The sequence below is a fragment of the Ruegeria sp. SCP11 genome, from assembly GCF_040329455.1.
In the GTDB taxonomy this organism is placed as follows: domain Bacteria; phylum Pseudomonadota; class Alphaproteobacteria; order Rhodobacterales; family Rhodobacteraceae; genus Ruegeria; species Ruegeria atlantica_E.
On the sequence record NZ_JBDZYG010000001.1, the window covers coordinates 85,364 to 101,047 of the forward strand.

14 protein-coding genes and 1 pseudogene are annotated in these 15,684 nt (G+C 58.4%); 11 read left to right on the forward strand and 4 right to left on the reverse strand.

Translation table 11 applies throughout. From position 1 onward, the window contains the following. The first annotated feature begins 89 nt into the window (after nt 1–89). The gene (efp, locus tag ABLN94_RS00415; protein ID WP_170325421.1) at nt 90–653 is read left to right on the forward strand and encodes an elongation factor P; all 564 of its coding nucleotides are present in this window, start codon (nt 90–92) and stop codon (nt 651–653) included. A gap of 56 nt (nt 654–709) precedes the next feature. Here efp and ABLN94_RS00420 read toward each other — a convergent pair whose 3' ends face one another. Together ABLN94_RS00420 and ABLN94_RS00425 are read right to left on the reverse strand one after the other, a co-directional pair. Continuing rightward, nucleotides 710–1,654 (reverse strand): ABC transporter transmembrane domain-containing protein, encoded by a 945-nt coding sequence (locus tag ABLN94_RS00420; RefSeq protein WP_352988138.1) that lies wholly within the window; start codon nt 1,652–1,654, stop codon nt 710–712. A gap of 103 nt (nt 1,655–1,757) precedes the next feature. Continuing rightward, the gene (locus ABLN94_RS00425; RefSeq protein WP_352988140.1) at nt 1,758–2,495 is read right to left on the reverse strand and encodes a YgfZ/GcvT domain-containing protein; all 738 of its coding nucleotides are present in this window, start codon (nt 2,493–2,495) and stop codon (nt 1,758–1,760) included. A 72-nt stretch (nt 2,496–2,567) separates the two neighbouring features. On the opposite strand from ABLN94_RS00425, the gene ABLN94_RS00430 reads away from it, so the two are divergent. Then, nucleotides 2,568–3,242, forward strand: coding sequence for a TIGR04283 family arsenosugar biosynthesis glycosyltransferase (locus ABLN94_RS00430; RefSeq protein ID WP_352988142.1), 675 nt, complete (start codon nt 2,568–2,570; stop codon nt 3,240–3,242). A 7-nt stretch (nt 3,243–3,249) separates the two neighbouring features. Here the strand turns inward: ABLN94_RS00430 and ABLN94_RS00435 are convergent. Continuing rightward, a pseudogene (locus ABLN94_RS00435) lies at nt 3,250–3,996 on the reverse strand (hypothetical protein); the annotation flags it as partial. Nucleotides 3,997–4,063: 67 nt separating this feature from the next. Next, nucleotides 4,064–4,951, reverse strand: coding sequence for a MurR/RpiR family transcriptional regulator (locus tag ABLN94_RS00440; RefSeq protein ID WP_170490585.1), 888 nt, complete (start codon nt 4,949–4,951; stop codon nt 4,064–4,066). Nucleotides 4,952–5,041: 90 nt separating this feature from the next. Between ABLN94_RS00440 and ABLN94_RS00445 the strand changes: the two genes are divergently transcribed. From ABLN94_RS00445 to ABLN94_RS00485, 9 genes are all read left to right on the forward strand, one after another. Beyond that, complete coding sequence (locus tag ABLN94_RS00445; RefSeq protein WP_352988144.1) at nt 5,042–5,845, forward strand: N-formylglutamate amidohydrolase; 804 nt, start codon at nt 5,042–5,044, stop codon at nt 5,843–5,845. Further along, complete coding sequence (locus ABLN94_RS00450) at nt 5,842–6,426, forward strand: TRAP transporter small permease subunit (protein ID WP_352988145.1); 585 nt, start codon at nt 5,842–5,844, stop codon at nt 6,424–6,426. Before ABLN94_RS00445 ends, ABLN94_RS00450 begins: the two co-directional genes overlap by 4 nt. Continuing rightward, nucleotides 6,423–7,742 (forward strand): TRAP transporter large permease, encoded by a 1,320-nt coding sequence (locus ABLN94_RS00455; protein ID WP_352988147.1) that lies wholly within the window; start codon nt 6,423–6,425, stop codon nt 7,740–7,742. Before ABLN94_RS00450 ends, ABLN94_RS00455 begins: the two co-directional genes overlap by 4 nt. 51 nt (nt 7,743–7,793) lie before the next feature. Then, nucleotides 7,794–8,828 (forward strand): TRAP transporter substrate-binding protein, encoded by a 1,035-nt coding sequence (locus ABLN94_RS00460; RefSeq protein WP_170490594.1) that lies wholly within the window; start codon nt 7,794–7,796, stop codon nt 8,826–8,828. Between the two features lie 145 nt (nt 8,829–8,973). Further along, nucleotides 8,974–10,659 (forward strand): Na/Pi cotransporter family protein, encoded by a 1,686-nt coding sequence (locus ABLN94_RS00465; RefSeq protein ID WP_352988148.1) that lies wholly within the window; start codon nt 8,974–8,976, stop codon nt 10,657–10,659. 57 nt (nt 10,660–10,716) lie between these two features. Beyond that, on the forward strand, nt 10,717–12,078 hold the full coding sequence (locus tag ABLN94_RS00470) for a glutamine synthetase family protein (protein WP_352988149.1): 1,362 nt from the start codon (nt 10,717–10,719) through the stop codon (nt 12,076–12,078). Nucleotides 12,079–12,167: 89 nt separating this feature from the next. Beyond that, nucleotides 12,168–13,550 (forward strand): aldehyde dehydrogenase family protein, encoded by a 1,383-nt coding sequence (locus ABLN94_RS00475; RefSeq protein WP_352988151.1) that lies wholly within the window; start codon nt 12,168–12,170, stop codon nt 13,548–13,550. Nucleotides 13,551–13,615: 65 nt separating this feature from the next. Next, nucleotides 13,616–14,761 (forward strand): iron-containing alcohol dehydrogenase, encoded by a 1,146-nt coding sequence (locus ABLN94_RS00480; protein WP_352988153.1) that lies wholly within the window; start codon nt 13,616–13,618, stop codon nt 14,759–14,761. A gap of 68 nt (nt 14,762–14,829) precedes the next feature. Continuing rightward, complete coding sequence (locus ABLN94_RS00485) at nt 14,830–15,669, forward strand: DMT family transporter (protein ID WP_352988155.1); 840 nt, start codon at nt 14,830–14,832, stop codon at nt 15,667–15,669. The last annotated feature ends 15 nt before the right edge of the window (nt 15,670–15,684 follow it).

The following is a 15,684-nucleotide window of genomic DNA, read 5'->3' on the forward strand; positions in this document are numbered from 1 at the left end:
GCACTAGGTCTCGTTGTCTTGTCAGGTGGTGTCCTGCCAGATATAGGGACGGGAACTGACGCATCAACCGTTTGTGAAGGATTTATGGTATGCCCAAGATAAATGGGAACGAAATTCGCCCCGGCAATGTGCTTGAGCATAACGACGGGCTGTGGGCAGCTGTTAAAGTTGACCATGTAAAGCCCGGTAAAGGCGGTGCTTTTGCGCAGGTCGAACTGCGCAACCTGCGCAATGGCTCGAAATTGAACGAACGGTTCCGTTCGGCGGACAAAGTAGAGCGCGTGCGCCTGGAACAGAAAGATCAGCAATTCCTGTACGAATCTGATGGCATGCTGGTGTTCATGGACTCTGAGACCTACGAGCAGATCGAACTGCCCGCTGAACTGCTGGGCGAGCGCCGCCCGTTTCTGCAGGACGGCATGACAATTGTTGTCGAGTTTTACGAATCCGAGGCGCTGAACGCCACGCTGCCGCAAAAAGTGACCTGCAAGATCGTCGAGACAGAGCCGGTCGTGAAAGGCCAGACCGCTGCGAACTCGTTTAAGCCGGCGATCCTGGACAATGGTGTTAAGGTCATGGTGCCGCCCTTCATTGGTCAGGATGAAATGATCGTGGTGAACACCGAAACCATGGAATATTCCGAGCGCGCATAAGCCCACGTTCGGTTGAACTATCCTAAGACCGCGACGGCGCGAGCCGCGCGGTTTTTTTAATGCCGGCCCTTCAAATACCGATAGCGTTCCGGATTGGGGCCAAAGAGTTCCAGCATCAGCTCATATTTAATGCGGTTGGCGCTGACCTGCCGGTAGAACGCGATCAGAAAGGCGGTTGGCCCTTGAATTCGGCCGAGGCCGCTGACCGCAGCTACAACAGTGCCGACATCCGTGCGTCCCTGCAAAACCAGCCAGCCTCCCAACATCAGAACGCCGACGGTGCCCGCGCCGTTGATGACGCTCAGCAGAAACTTGGCGGATAGTTTCCACAGAAACATACGTCGGCGGGTTTCGTAGATATCGTCAAATTGGGTTTCGACATCACGTGCCACATCGTTGATGTCTTCAATCGTCAGCTTATCGGTGGCGCTACGCAAAATTCGAACGCGCTCGGCCACAAAGATGTTCACCTTGCGCTGTGAGATCAGCACGATGACGATCTGCGGGACAATCATCGAAAAAGCAATCATGCCCAAGCCTGGCTGTGTTGACGAGATATAACCTATTACGCTGATCAGCGTGCCAATCTGTACAACGGGGTCCGAGAACGCCCCCCCGGCGAACTTACCCAGCTCCTCAGCCTCGGCCGAGATGGCGGTGGTCATGGTGCCCTTGCGCACCGTTTCTCCGGTCTCACGGATATCGGCGGCGCGCACCAAAAGCCGCTGGCGGATCAGGCGGACTATATCCTCGCCAAGCGTGCCTGCGCGAAAACCCAGCAGCCATTTCAAGGCGAGGCTCAGGAGGATGACTGACATCATGCCTGTGCCCAGATAGATCAACCGATCTGTGCTGACGTCGTCAGCGGTCAGGTGGTTGATGATATCGCGCTGAAACTCCAACGGCACCGCCGCCAGGGCGGCGATGGCAATCGACAAAGCAATAAGGATGACCTGCCGCCCGGCGCTCGCGCGCCAGATCGCGCTGTATAACCTCAACATATACGCATCCGTTCAGTGAACTGGCGCCACTTTGGCAGCGACGCTGGCTGCGTACAAACCGTACCGGTGCAGTCAGGGGGCAGCCGTGCCGGATTGGCAACATCTACGCCTGAAGAGTGACCGTTGCGTCGGCGGCCTGCATGTCGCCAGTGGCACGGTCAAAACGCAGATAGGCGATCCCAAGACCGTTGGATTGCGTAAACAGCGTGCCTGCCGGTTTGCCACCGAATGTAATCTCGGTTCCGACAGGGGCTGAGCCGTCAACCCGCACGCTGCGCAGGCCTTTGCGTAGTTCGGTCTTGTGCTTCATCCGCGCAGTGACTTCCTGCCCGACATAGCAGCCTTTTTTGAAATCTACGCCATTCAGAGCTTCGAACCCAGATTCGAGGATATAGCTGTCGGGAGTGAGCTCAATCCCGGTTTCGGGGATGCAGTGCCGCACACGGATGGCGTCCCAGTCGGTTCCGTCGTCGCCTTCGGGTTCCGTGGTATAGGCGCGCCAGCCCATATCCTTATGTCGCGGGTCGGGCAGGGCGCCTTCGGGCGCCGGGCCGGTTCCGCGTTGCATGTTTAGACCGCTGTCTTCAATCGCAACATCGGCGCGCAGTTTGTACATGCTCAACCTTTTGACGAAACCGTCCGCGATTTCTTCGGCCACGTCCAGCAAGACCGTCTCGCCGTCGCGTTTCAGAAAGAAATCCGCGAGATACTTGCCCTGCGGGGTAAGCAAGGCCGCGTAGACCAGCCCATTGTCCAACCCGGCAGTATCATTGGTCACCAGCCCTTGTAGAAAGCTGTCTGTGTCCGAGCCACTCAGGCGCAGAATACGGCGATTGGGCATGGGCGGTCCTCGTCTTTTCCCTTGGCCCCGTGATATAGGAGATCGCGTCGCCATGACCAGAGGGTATCCGCCTTGCCAGCACCGATCAGCATCGTAATTCCAACCCTGAACGCGGGTGAAGCCCTCTCAGAGTCGTTGCCCTCCCTGATGGAGGGGCTGCACACCGGGTTGATCCGAGAGTTGATCGTGACCGATGGTGGTTCCACCGACCCGACCGTTGAAATTGCGGATGAGGCCGGGGCAAAGATCGTGACCGGCACGCCTTCTCGCGGGGGGCAGTTGCGGCGCGGCTGTGCGGTGGCCAAGGGCGAGTGGTTGTTGATCCTGCATGCCGACACCGTGTTGCAGGAAGGGTGGAGCAAAGAGGTGGGAGAGCATCTGTCCTCGGGTAAACCCGCCGCTTTTTGTTTGGCCTTTAGGGCGAAAGGGTTCTGGCCGAGTTGGGTCGCGGGCTGGGCCAATCTACGCAGTCGGTTTTTTGGGCTTCCCTACGGCGATCAGGGGTTGCTGGTGCCACGTCGTGTCTATGACAAAGCCGGAGGCTACCCGGACCAACCCTTGATGGAAGATGTCGCTCTGGTGCGTCGCTTGCCGCGCCTCACGTTGCTGAACACCCGAGCCGTTACGAGCGCGGACCGCTATGCGCAGGTGGGGTGGTTGCGTCGGGGCGCACGGAACCTGTGGACTCTGACGCGGTATTTTCTGGGGGCTGATCCGGAACGGTTGGCTCAGGCGTATCGGCGATGAGGGTCGTTCGCAGTTCAACAATGGATTTGCCCAGACGGAAGGGCGCTGCAAAGCTGACCAGACATAGCGCGATGATCTGCAACACCAGAATATGTGCGTTGGCTTGCAGGTATTCCCATTCATCCTTCAGCTTACCGACCTGCTCAATCAGGTCGTCATAGCTCTGGGCGAGGATCAGGTAGTCTCCGGCGATGGCGGGCACCTTGCGGCGCATACTGTCAATGGCGGTCCGGGTCGCGTCGTCTAGCGTGGTAAAGACCAGAAACTGGTCGATATCGAACGCGTCGGCTTTGGCGGCCATCTGGTCCATCTCGTCCTTTTCCTGTCGCCCGAACAGGAAATGCAACCCTTGCAGTGGGGCGACCTCATTGGTCACGGCGATGAACAAAGGCAGGTCGGCATTGCTGGCGGTGGAGGCGGACAGGAATTCGACCTTGTCGCACAGAACAGCGGTGTCCGGATCATAGGCCGGTTCGCAGAAGCGTAACCGGAACCGCGCTGCATCACGATCAAAGGCCAGTGACGCGGCGTAGGCGACGTCGATCTGCCGATCCAGACGCGAACTGTCAGCGGTGTAAAGCCCGGCCATAACCGCCACCAGTGCGCCTATGCCGCCAAGAACAACCCACACCAGGTCGGCCAGTTTCCACGCCCGGTGTCCGGCCGGTTTACGAAACAGAAATGCGGTGCCGACGGATCCAAGAACAAAGAACAGGATCAGCAGAGGCAACTGGTTTTCGGTCACAAAGGTCATGACACCAAAGTGACTGCGCGCCTTCACGCTGGCAACACTCCTCACGGTCAGTTGTAGAGGTTCAGACCTAAGATCCTGAGCTTTGGCCGAATTTCCGGAACAGCCTGGTGCGGTCAAAGGCTTGTTCCAGCTCGTCGGTACGCTCTTTGACCGAATCCCACAGGCGTTCCTGAACCTCAGCGATAACGCATTCCATGAGCATCAGAATGGCGGCCATCGAGTCCCAGGCAGAGGGCGCAGCGATCCGAGCCGCAAAGGTGTGTTTGGCCAGCCGGTGAATGGGCGAGCGCCACTGATCGGTGAACAGAACGATCTCGGCCTCGCGTTCCTGACACAGCTGCCCGATCAGCATGGTCGAGTTCTCATAGCGTCGAACATCCAGCGCGATCAGCACGTCGCCTTTGCGCACATCCAGCAGATCATGCGTCCACGATGCCGCAAAGGGTAGCAGCCGGACATCCGGGCGGATCATCTGCAGATGCAGGTAAAGGTATTGCGCCAGCGTACCGGTAATGCGTCCGCCGGTAATGAAAATACGCCGGTCAGGGTCGCTGAGCAGGCTGCAGAAACTGTCAAACTCTGCGGGATCAACTTCATCAATCGTGCGTTTCTGGTTGGCCAGCGCTTGTTGGGAATATCGGTTCAGGATGTGCTCTTCGGGCAGGTCGTTCTGCCAGACGTCACGCTTGGCGACTGGCCCCGAGATCATCTCTTTCACCTCACCGCGCAGAGCGGCCTGGAACTGCGGATAGCCGCCAAAGCCTGTTTTCTGCAGCATCCGCGCCACGGTGGTGGTGGAAACAGAGGCAGCGCTGGCCAACTCAGTAATGCTACCCAGGCCTGCCATCGGGTAGTCGTCCAACAAGACACTGATCAATTGCCTCTCAGACGGGGTCATTGCGTCCCGATGGGCCAGCAGCCTGTCCGTCACCCGCACGTGTGAGTCCTCCTGCATTAGTTTTACGCGCTTGTGTGAAGAATTTTTCAGCACGAAATTGTCTGTTTGGATTTGTACAGGAAAATTATTGACAGGTGAATGCGTCATGTGGAAATTTTTCCACAAACCTATTTCTCGGAATCACAGGGTGGTGTTTTGGACTTCGGAACTGTTGTTCACACGGATACAGCGGACGGAACGCCTGAGGTGTTGTTGGTATGCGAGCATGCCTCGAACCGCATTCCGGAGTTTCTGGGCGATATGGGGCTGACCGCCGAGGCGCGGGACAGCCACATTGCCTGGGACCCCGGCGCGTTGGGTGTGGCACAGCATATGGCGGCGCGCATGTCCGCGCCCCTGATCTACGGCGGCGTATCTCGTCTGGTCTATGACTGCAATCGCCCGCCCGAAGCCCCAGGAGCCATGCCGTTCAAAAGCGAGGAGTATGAAATACCCGCCAACGTGTCGATGACACCGAAAGAGCGGCAAGCACGGATTGAGAACGTTTATGCTCCGTTTTCTGACGCCCTGTCGGCGCAGATTGCGCAAAATCGCTCCTCGCTAAAGTTGATGGTGACGGTTCATAGTTTCACTCCAGTCTACCACGGGCAGCAGAGAGATGTTGAGCTGGGCCTGTTGCACGGGCGCGACGACCGGTTTGCAGTGGCGATGATGGAAGCGGCCCCACCGAACGCACCATTTGTAACACGCCTGAACGAGCCCTATTCGGCCACCGACGGGGTGGCGCATACTCTGGACGCGCACGCCAATGCGAACGTGCTTCCCAACGTAATGATCGAGATACGCAACGATCTGATCCGTACACCAGATCAGCAAAGTGCGATGGCGGATTATCTGGTGCCGTGGATCAACCGGATATTGGCCGAGTTTCCAGAAGGTGGTGCGACGTGATCCGGGCGATGGCGGCATACGTTCGAGTTGTTGATGCGGTCAATTACCGGATCGGCCGAGTGATGATGTGGGGCCTGTTCGTGATGATGGGTATCCTGCTGTGGTCCTCGATTTCGAAGACGTTTTTTCTGCCTTCGTTGTGGACGCTGGAAATGGCGCAGTTCGCGATGGTGACCTATTACATCGTGGGCGGGCCGTATTCTATCCAACTGGGATCGAATGTGCGAATGGACCTTTTCTATCACAATTGGAGCCCGCACAAGAAAGCCTGGTTCGATGCCTTCACCGTCATCATGCTGATCCTGTATCTGGGCGTGTTGTTTTATGGCGGGCTTGGCTCGACTGCCTATAGCCTTGGATATTGGGGCGATGAGCCTTTGTCCTATTTCACCGGCTTGATAACGGGCAGCGAGGAGATTGGGCGGCTGGAACGCTCCTCCACCGCATGGCGGCCCTATATCTGGCCGGTCAAAGCCATCATGGTGTTTGGTTTCTTCCTGATGCTGCTGCAGGCGATATCGGAATTCTTCAAAGACATAGCCCGGATCAACGGGCAGGAAATCGGGGTGGCACGGGCATGAGCCAGGAATTTATTGCCATCTTCATGTTCGCGCTGATGATGCTGATGCTGTTCACCGGACAGCGCGTTTTTGGCGCGATCGGGGCAGTGGCCACCATCGCCGCATTGGCGCTTTGGGGGACTGGGGGACAGGACATCCCCTTCTCAGCAGCTATGAAGCTAATGAAATGGTACCCGCTACTGACGCTGCCGATGTTCATCTTCATGGGCTATGTGCTGTCCGAGAGCCGCCTGGCCGATGACCTGTATCGAATGTTCCATGTGTGGATGGGGCCGGTAAATGGCGGGTTGGCGATTGGGACGATCGGCCTGATGGTACTGGTTTCGGCCATGAACGGGCTCAGTGTTGCGGGCATGGCGATCGGCGCAACCATTGCGTTGCCGGAACTGTTGCGGCGCGGCTATGACAAGACAATGGTGACCGGAGTCATTCAGGCGGGGTCCAGTCTGGGTATCCTGGTGCCGCCTTCAGTGGTGCTGGTGCTCTACGCCATGATCGCGCGACAACCGGTTGGGCAGCTGTGGTTGGCTGGTATCGTACCAGGCTTGCTGATGGCCGGTTTGTTCATCCTGTACATCTGGATCCGCTGCCGCATTCAGCCGCATCTCGGTCCGGCGATGGAAGATGCACACGAGGTGCCGTGGTCTGAAAAAATACGACTTTTGGGGGCTGGGGCTCTGCCACTGATCATTTTCGCGGCGATGATGGTGCCGTTTGTGAACGGCTGGACCTCGTTGGTGGAAAGCTCGGCCATCGGGGCGCTGACGGCGCTGGTTGTGTCGGTTGTTAAACGTCGGATGACGTGGAAGATTTTCGAGGATTGCACCAAACAGACGCTAGCGATCTCGTGCATGTTCATGTGGATTATCTTGGCAGCACTGGGTTTCGGAGCCGTGTTCGACGGGTTGGGCGCTGTGAAAGCCATCGAGAACCTGTTCACCGAGCAGTTGGGCCTGTCGCCCTGGATGATCCTGATCCTGATGCAACTCAGCTTTATCGTCATGGGTACATTCTTGGACGATACGGCGATGCTGGTGATCGTAGCCCCGCTTTACGTTCCGCTGGTTGGTGCACTGGGGTTCGATCTAATCTGGTACGGGGTGCTGTACACGATCACCACGCAGATCGCCTATATGACGCCGCCCTTCGGCTATAACCTGTTTCTGATGCGTGCAATGGCGCCGCCCGAGATCGGGCTGAAGGACATTTACCGCTCGATCATTCCCTTTGTCGGCGTGATGGTGCTGGCCCTGATTATTATAATGGCATTCCCGGAAATCGCCCTTTGGCTGCCCGGCTATGTCTATGGAAATTAATAAGAATGCCCGACGAATGGGCACGGGAAACTTCAACGGAGAGGAATTGACATGACTACGAGACGTAAGTTCTTACAAACCGCTGGGGTGGGCGTTGCCGCTGCACCTTTGGCCGCACCTGCGCTGGCGCAAAGCACTATCACTTGGCGAATGCAGACCTACGCCGGACCTGCGCTCGCTGAGCACGTGATCGACCCGGCGATCAAGATGTTTAACCAGATCGCCGGTGACCGTATGCAGATCGAGCTGTTCTATGCTGATCAACTGGTTCCGACCGGAGAGCTATTCCGTGCCATGCAGAAGGGCACTATCGACGCGGTTCAATCGGACGATGACTCGATGGCGTCGCCCACCGAAGTCACTGTGTTCGGTGGCTATTTCCCATTTGCGTCGCGTTATTCGTTGGACGTGCCTGTGTTGTTCAACCAGTGGGGTCTGAACGAAATCTGGGACGAAGAATATTCCAAGGTCGGCGTTAAACACATCAGCGCCGGTGCATGGGATCCGTGCCACTTTGCCACTAAAGACCCGATCAACAGCTTGGCCGACCTGCAGGGCAAGCGCGTCTTTACCTTCCCAACAGCGGGCCGGTTCTTGTCTCAGTTCGGCGTGGTGCCCGTCACCCTGCCGTGGGAGGACATTGAAGTCGCGGTTCAAACCGGCGAGTTGGACGGCATCGCATGGTCGGGCATCACCGAGGACTACACCGTCGGTTGGGCTGATGTGACCAATTATTTCCTGACCAACAACATCTCGGGCGCTTGGGCGGGGCACTTCTTTGCCAATATGGACCGTTGGAACGAGTTGCCTGAGGATCTGCAAACCCTGTTCAAGGTCTGCTGTGACCAGTCGCACTACTATCGTCAGTGGTGGTATTGGGGCGGTGAGGCCAACCTGCGCGTCAACGGCACCAAGATGCAGCTGACTACTATCCCGGATGAGGAATGGGCAACCGTGGAAGAAGCCGCCGTGAAGTTCTGGGATGAGATCGCTGCGGAGTCCGAAACCAAGGCAAAGGTTGTCGACATATTCAAGCGTTACAACGCTGAGATGCTCAAGGCTGGTCGCCCCTATCGCTATACTTAAATCCAATGTCCCGACGCGCGCGAGAGACCGCGCGTCGGGATTGAACAAACGGAAATGAAGCCTCGTATGCTAACTCTCATTCCGAGAACAGAAAACGGATACTGTGGCCGCAGTGACGCGACCCGGTGCGGCGAGGTATAGAAATATGGCTATTGCAGGCTTTTTGATCGAGATTTTCGCGGCGACCATGTTGCTGCTGTTTGCCGTGCGGCTGGTGCGCACCGGCATCGAGCGGCGCTTTGGCGCGCTGTTTCAGTCAATCCTGACGCGCCACTCCAATACCTTCGTTGCGGGTGGGGCTGGAATGGTTCTGGCTACGATCTTGCAAAGTTCGGCTGCGGTTACGGTTTTGCTGACAGGCTTTGCGGCGGCGGGAATGGTGAGTTTTGGCCTCGCGCTGGCCGGTGTCCTAGGGGCCGATCTGGGTGCAGCGCTGGTCATTCAGGTGCTGTCTTACGATCTGGGATGGCTGCAACCAGTGCTGCTGGCGCTTGGTGGGTGGCTGTATCTGAAGTCCGAGCGGGCAAACGTGCGGTTGATTGGGCGGATCGTTCTGGGTATCGCCTTCATCCTTATCTCGCTTCAGTTTCTGCGCGATGCGGTCGACCCGATCCGGGAAAGCGCCTTTTTACCGGCCATCGCCGGGTATCTTGAGAGTGACTATTTCAGCGCCTTCATCGTGGGCGCGGTGCTGGCCTTTGTCATGCACAGCTCGGTCGCGACGATTTTGATGTGCGTGACGCTGGTGCAAATCGGCGCGATTCCATTTGCAGCCGGACTCTCGCTGGTGCTCGGGGCCAACTTGGGGTCGGCCTTCATTCCGATTTGGCTGACGCGGGACCTGACCGTTTCAGCCCGCCGTATCCCACTTGCGAACTTGCTGTTGCGGGGCAGTGCGGCACTGGTGATGCTGATGGCGGTCAATGTGACCGGCGCGCATGAGGCGCTGATGGTCGCGGGGGCAGGGCAGTCTCTCATCCTGGCGCATATCGGATTTAATCTTGCCGTCTTTGTGCTGGCGACCGGCTTTGTGAACTGGCTGGAAAGACCGATTAGCGTTCTGCTACCGGAACCCAAGGCCGAGACAAACGTGATGGATCAATTCTCGGACGCGCTCAGCCCGCTTGGCGATCCCAGCGCATCGGGGGCGAATGTGGCTATGTCCTCGGTACGGCATGAGCTGTTGCAGATGGTGACGCAGGTCGAACGCATGTTCCGCCCGGTGCTGGACATTTATGAGCAAGACGACAGCGACGCCATCTCAGCCCTATGGCAGCAAGATGAGAGGGTGAATGCGCAGCTCACCGATATTCGCCGTTTTGTCGCTCGGATGCCGCGTCAGAATATGAGCAAGGCCCAGGTCAAAGCGGCTCGGGGACTGGTGGAATACGCCATCCGGTTAGAGGCGGCGGGCGATGTGGTTTCGAACCGTATGACCCGCACGGCGCAGATCAAACACACCGAGCGGACCGAGTTTTCGACGCAGGGTTGGAAAGAGTTGAAGGATCTGCACGCAACCATTCTGGAGAGCTTCTCGCTGGCGCGTCACGTGCTGCTGGTCGACGACATGGATTGCGCGCGCCGCCTGGTTTTGGACAAGGCCGAGGTCAAACGACTGTCGCGCCACAGCCGTAAGGCGCATCTGAAACGGCTGGAACGCGGGCAGACGGAAAGTTTCCGGTCCAGCGATCTGCATCTTGAGACGTTGCGGGCCATGCGGGACCTGCACGGGCACATCGCCGCCATTGCCTATCCGATCCTCTACAAGAGCGGGCAGGTTCTGGAAACGCGACTGGTCATGGAAATGGAAAAGAACACGGCCGACGATTAACGGTTGGGAACGCAAGCGAGAGACCAAGGGCTCTTTGAGTGACAAAGGATGAACAGGATGGGCAATGAAGCACGTTTGGACGACCTGAAAGCCAGGGTCGATACCGGTGAGGTCGATACCGTGCTGGTTTGTATGGTTGATATGCAGGGTCGTTTGATGGGCAAGCGGTTTCACGCGGGTCACTTTGTTGCCGGAGCGTGGCAGGAAACGCATTGCTGCAACTATCTGCTGGCGACCGATCTTGAGATGGGGACACCGGACGGATACGCCTCGACCAGTTGGGAGCGGGGCTATGGCGATTATGTCATGAAGCCGGACCTAAACACTCTGCGCCCTGTGCCATGGCTAGAGGGCACGGTGATGGTAATGTGCGATGTGCTGGATCATCACACCCATGAAGAGGTGCCGCATGCGCCCCGATCGATCCTGAAAAAGCAGGTCAACCGCCTGAAGGCCATGGGATATGAGGCCATGTGCGCGACCGAACTGGAGTTCTTCCTGTTCGAAAAAAGCTTTGATCAGATTCGTAAGGAAGGGTTCCGCGATCTGGAACCGATCTCGGGCTATAACGAAGATTATCACATCCTCCAGACCACCAAGGAAGAGCATGTGATGCGCCCGATCCGCAACCATCTGTGGAATGCGGGGATTCCGGTTGAGAACACCAAGGGTGAGGCCGAGACCGGGCAGGAAGAACTGAACATCAAATACGCGCCCGCGATGGACACGGCAGAATATCACTCGATTGCAAAGAATGCCGTTAAGGAGATCGCGTGGCAGCACGGCCATGCGGCGACGTTCCTGCCGAAATGGCATCACGACAAAGTTGGAAGTTCCTCGCATGTTCATCAGTCGCTCTGGGCCGACGGTCAGCCTGCGTTCTATGACAAGGCGGATGAGCTGGGCATGTCGGCGCTGATGAAAAGCTACATGGCTGGTTTGTTGAAGTATGCGGCCGATTACACCTATTTTATGGCGCCTTACATCAACAGCTATAAGCGGTTCATGAAGGGAACCTTTGCGCCTACGCGGATCATCTGGTCGGTGGATAACCGCACTGCTGGGTTCCGTCTGTGTGGTGATGGCACCAAAGCGGTTCGGGTTGAGTGCCGTATTCCCGGCTCGGACATGAACCCGTATCTGGCGATGGCCGGAATGTTGGCCGCCGGGATTGCGGGCATTGAAGAAGGGCTGGAGTTGCAGCCCGCCGCCACGGGCGACGTCTATCAGGGCGATACCGGAATGATCCCGGGCAACTTGCGCGCGGCGCGGGACGCGCTGCACGGGTCAGAGATGCTGCGCGCGGCCATGGGAGACGAGGTGGTCGACCACTATGCCCGCGCGGCGGAAGTCGAGATCGAGGAATTCGAGCGTGTGGTGACCGATTGGGAAGTGGCCCGCGGGTTCGAGCGAGCATAACGGGCAGCGTGAGAGGTCAGCCTCTCGCACCACCGATATTTGGGAATGAGGAAGCAGGGCGCAGATGCCCTCTATGTGGAGTTGATGGCATGGGCCAGACACTGAAATGCATCTCACCGGTCGATGGATCGGTTTTTGCCGAGCGCGCAGTGCTGTCGCGTGATGCGGCGTTTGAGGTTGCCGTACGGGCGCGGGCGGCGCAGGCGGATTGGGCGGCGCGACCGTTGCAGGAGCGGATAGATCTTGTCATGGCCGGCGTGGCCGCAGTGGGCGCGATGAATGATGAGATCGTGCCCGAGTTGGCCCAAATGATGGGCCGCCCGGTGCGCTATGGCGGTGAGTTTGGCGGCTTCAATGAACGCGCCAGCCATATGGCGGAGATTGCCGAAACCTCTCTGGCCGATATTGCCGTGGGTGAGGATGAGACGTTCAAGCGCTACATCAAACGCATTCCGCATGGGGTGGTCTTTGTGGTAGCGCCCTGGAACTACCCCTACATGACGGCGATCAACACGGTGGCGCCGGCGCTGATCGCGGGCAATGCGGTGATCCTGAAACACGCGACGCAGACTCTGTTGGTCGGGGAGCGTATGGCGCAGGCCTTCCATGCGGCTGGCGTGCCCGAGGATGTGTTCCAAAACGTATTTCTGTGCCATGATGTGACCAACGACCTGATCGCGGGCAACGCCTTTGATTTTGTGAACTTCACCGGATCGGTTGGCGGTGGTCAGGCGATGGAACGCGCGGCGGCGGGCACCTTCACCGGCGTGGGTACTGAGTTGGGCGGCAAGGACCCCGGTTATGTCATGGAGGACGCCGATTTGGACGCCGCCGTGGACACGCTGATCGACGGCGCGATGTTTAACGCGGGCCAGTGTTGCTGCGGGATCGAACGGATTTACGTTCATGAGAGCCTCTACGATGACTTTGTCGCAAAGGCGGTTGAGATCGTGAAGGGCTACAAGCTGGGCAACCCGCTGGACGCAGAGACGACCATCGGCCCGATGGCCAATGTGCGCTTTGCCGATGAGGTGCGCGCGCAGATTGCCGAGGCCGTGGCCGATGGCGCTGTGGCCCATATCGAGACCTTCCCCGAGGATGATGGCGGCGCTTACCTGACACCACAGATCCTGACAAATGTGACCCACGACATGCGGGTGATGCGGGATGAGAGCTTTGGGCCTGTTGTCGGCATTATGAAAGTGTCCTCGGATGACGAGGCGATTGCGCTGATGAATGACAGCGAGTTTGGCCTGACCGCCAGCCTCTGGACCCGCGACGTTGATCATGCGGCACGTGTTGGCGACCAGATTGAGACCGGCACCGTGTTCATGAACCGGGCCGATTATCTGGACCCGGGCCTGTGCTGGACCGGCTGCAAGAATACCGGGCGGGGCGGAGGGTTGTCCGTCATCGGCTACCACAACCTGACCCGCCCGAAATCCTATCACCTGAAAAAGGTGACCGGCTGAAATGATTTGCCTGCCCTGATTGATCCCTCCCCGGGGTGGGCCCCTGCTTTGAAGGAAACTCTGACATGAGCCTTGTTGGAAACTGGTCCTATCCGACCGCAATCAAATTTGGTGCCGGACGCATCAGGGAATTGCCCGAAGCCTGCGCTGCAGCGGGCATGAAAAAGCCCTTGTTGGTCACCGACAAGGGGCTGGCTGATCTGCCGATCACCACCGCGACGCTGGATATCCTGGAAGCCGCCGATCTGGGCCGCGGTCTGTTCGCGGAGGTGGACCCGAACCCGAATGAGAAAAACCTCGATGCCGGTGTTGCGGCCTATAATGCGGGCGGCCATGACGGTGTAATCGCATTCGGCGGCGGCTCGGGTCTGGATCTGGGCAAGATGGTGGCCTTCATGGCCGGGCAGACGCGCCCCGTGTGGGATTTTGAGGATATCGGCGATTGGTGGACCCGCGCGGATGCCGATGCCATCGCGCCGATCATCGCGGTGCCAACAACGGCCGGCACCGGGTCCGAGGTGGGTCGCGCCAGCGTCATCACCAATTCCGAGACGCACGCCAAGAAGATCATCTTCCACCCTAAGGTGCTGCCGACGGTGGTGATCTGTGACCCGGAGCTAACCGTGGGCATGCCGAAATTTATCACGGCAGGTACTGGTCTGGACGCCTTTGCCCATTGTGTCGAGGCGTTCTCCAGCCCGCATTATCACCCGATGAGCCAGGGTATCGCCTTGGAAGGCATGCGACTGGTCAAAGAGTATCTACCCCGCGCCTATGCCGACGGCAGCGATATCGAAGCCCGCGCCCAGATGATGAGCGCTGCCGCCATGGGGGCCACCGCTTTCCAGAAGGGCCTCGGCGCGATCCACGCCATGAGCCACCCCGTCGGCGCCGTATTCAACACGCATCACGGAACGACCAATGCCGTTTGCATGCCCAGCGTTCTGGAGATCAATGCGCCCGCCATCGCCGACCGGTTCCAGTCAGCCGCAGCCTACCTGGGCATCGATGGCGGCTTCGACGGCTTCCGTACCTTTGTGCAGGACTTCAACGACAGCCTGGGAATCCCCCGCAAACTGTCCGAGCTCGGCGTCACCGAAGCATCGATCCCTGAACTGGTGCAAGGGGCGATCATCGACCCCTCATGCGGTGGTAACCCCATCGAACTGACTGAAAACAACCTGACAGAGTTGTTCAGAACTGCGTTGTGATCCGCCTCTCAATGGGACAATAGAACACCGGCCCGATCTGCGGGCCGGTTTTCACGAAAGGTTCGGACGTGACCCCGTTTGTCATTGCCATCATTCTGACGGCTGCATTGTTGCATGCCGTGTGGAACGCAATCGTAAAATCCGCGGCGGATCGAACGACAACGATGGGATTGGTGGCATTGGGTCATGTCATCCCCGGGGCCATCATGGTTCTGACCTTGCCGCTGCCCAACGCCGAGAGCTTTCCCTACATCCTGATCTCGACCGTCGTGCATTTCGGCTACTATTTCATGCTGGGCAAGGCCTACCAGCATGGCGACCTGAGCGTCGTGTACCCTATCGCACGGGGTATCGTACCGGCGCTGGTGTCGCTTTGGGCGATGCTTTTGGTGGGCGAAGTCCTTCCTCTACAGGCCTGGATCGGGATTGCTCTGATCGCGGTGGGGATTCAGCTCAGCAACTGGAAAGCGCTTCGGTCGGGCGTGGGACGGTCGGCCCTGCTGTTTGCGCTGGGTACGGGAATATGTATTTCGATCTACTCCGTGTTTGACGGCATCGGGGTGCGCCTGTCCGGGAATACGCTCAGCTATTGGGCTTGGGGGGCGTTTTTGCACCTGTTTATCGCCGGGTTCGTCGGTATCCGCAGGCGCAAAACGCTGACCGAGCTTCCTCTCAAAGTGTGGGTGGTTGGCCTGCTGGGCGGTTTGGTGTCGATGGCGGCCTATGGGCTGGTGCTCTATGCCAAGAATTTTGCTCCGCTGGGCGCGGTGTCGGCTTTGCGGGAAACTTCGGTGATCTTCGCGGCACTGATCGGCTTCATTTTCCTGCACGAAGGTAACTGGATACGGCGACTCGGCGCTGCGATCCTGATGGCCTTTGGCGTGGCGTTGATCGGGCTGGCTGTCTAAACCCAAGACAGCCTT

Coding starts and splice junctions, on each gene's coding strand:
- efp (WP_170325421.1), top strand. CDS start 90: ATGCCCAAGATAAATGGGAACGAAATTCGCCCCGGCAATGTGCTTGAG.
- ABLN94_RS00420 (WP_352988138.1), bottom strand. CDS start 1,654: ATGTTGAGGTTATACAGCGCGATCTGGCGCGCGAGCGCCGGGCGGCAG.
- ABLN94_RS00425 (WP_352988140.1), bottom strand. CDS start 2,495: ATGCCCAATCGCCGTATTCTGCGCCTGAGTGGCTCGGACACAGACAGC.
- ABLN94_RS00440 (WP_170490585.1), bottom strand. CDS start 4,951: ATGCAGGAGGACTCACACGTGCGGGTGACGGACAGGCTGCTGGCCCAT.
- ABLN94_RS00455 (WP_352988147.1), top strand. CDS start 6,423: ATGAGCCAGGAATTTATTGCCATCTTCATGTTCGCGCTGATGATGCTG.
- ABLN94_RS00460 (WP_170490594.1), top strand. CDS start 7,794: ATGACTACGAGACGTAAGTTCTTACAAACCGCTGGGGTGGGCGTTGCC.
- ABLN94_RS00465 (WP_352988148.1), top strand. CDS start 8,974: ATGGCTATTGCAGGCTTTTTGATCGAGATTTTCGCGGCGACCATGTTG.
- ABLN94_RS00470 (WP_352988149.1), top strand. CDS start 10,717: ATGGGCAATGAAGCACGTTTGGACGACCTGAAAGCCAGGGTCGATACC.
- ABLN94_RS00475 (WP_352988151.1), top strand. CDS start 12,168: ATGGGCCAGACACTGAAATGCATCTCACCGGTCGATGGATCGGTTTTT.
- ABLN94_RS00480 (WP_352988153.1), top strand. CDS start 13,616: ATGAGCCTTGTTGGAAACTGGTCCTATCCGACCGCAATCAAATTTGGT.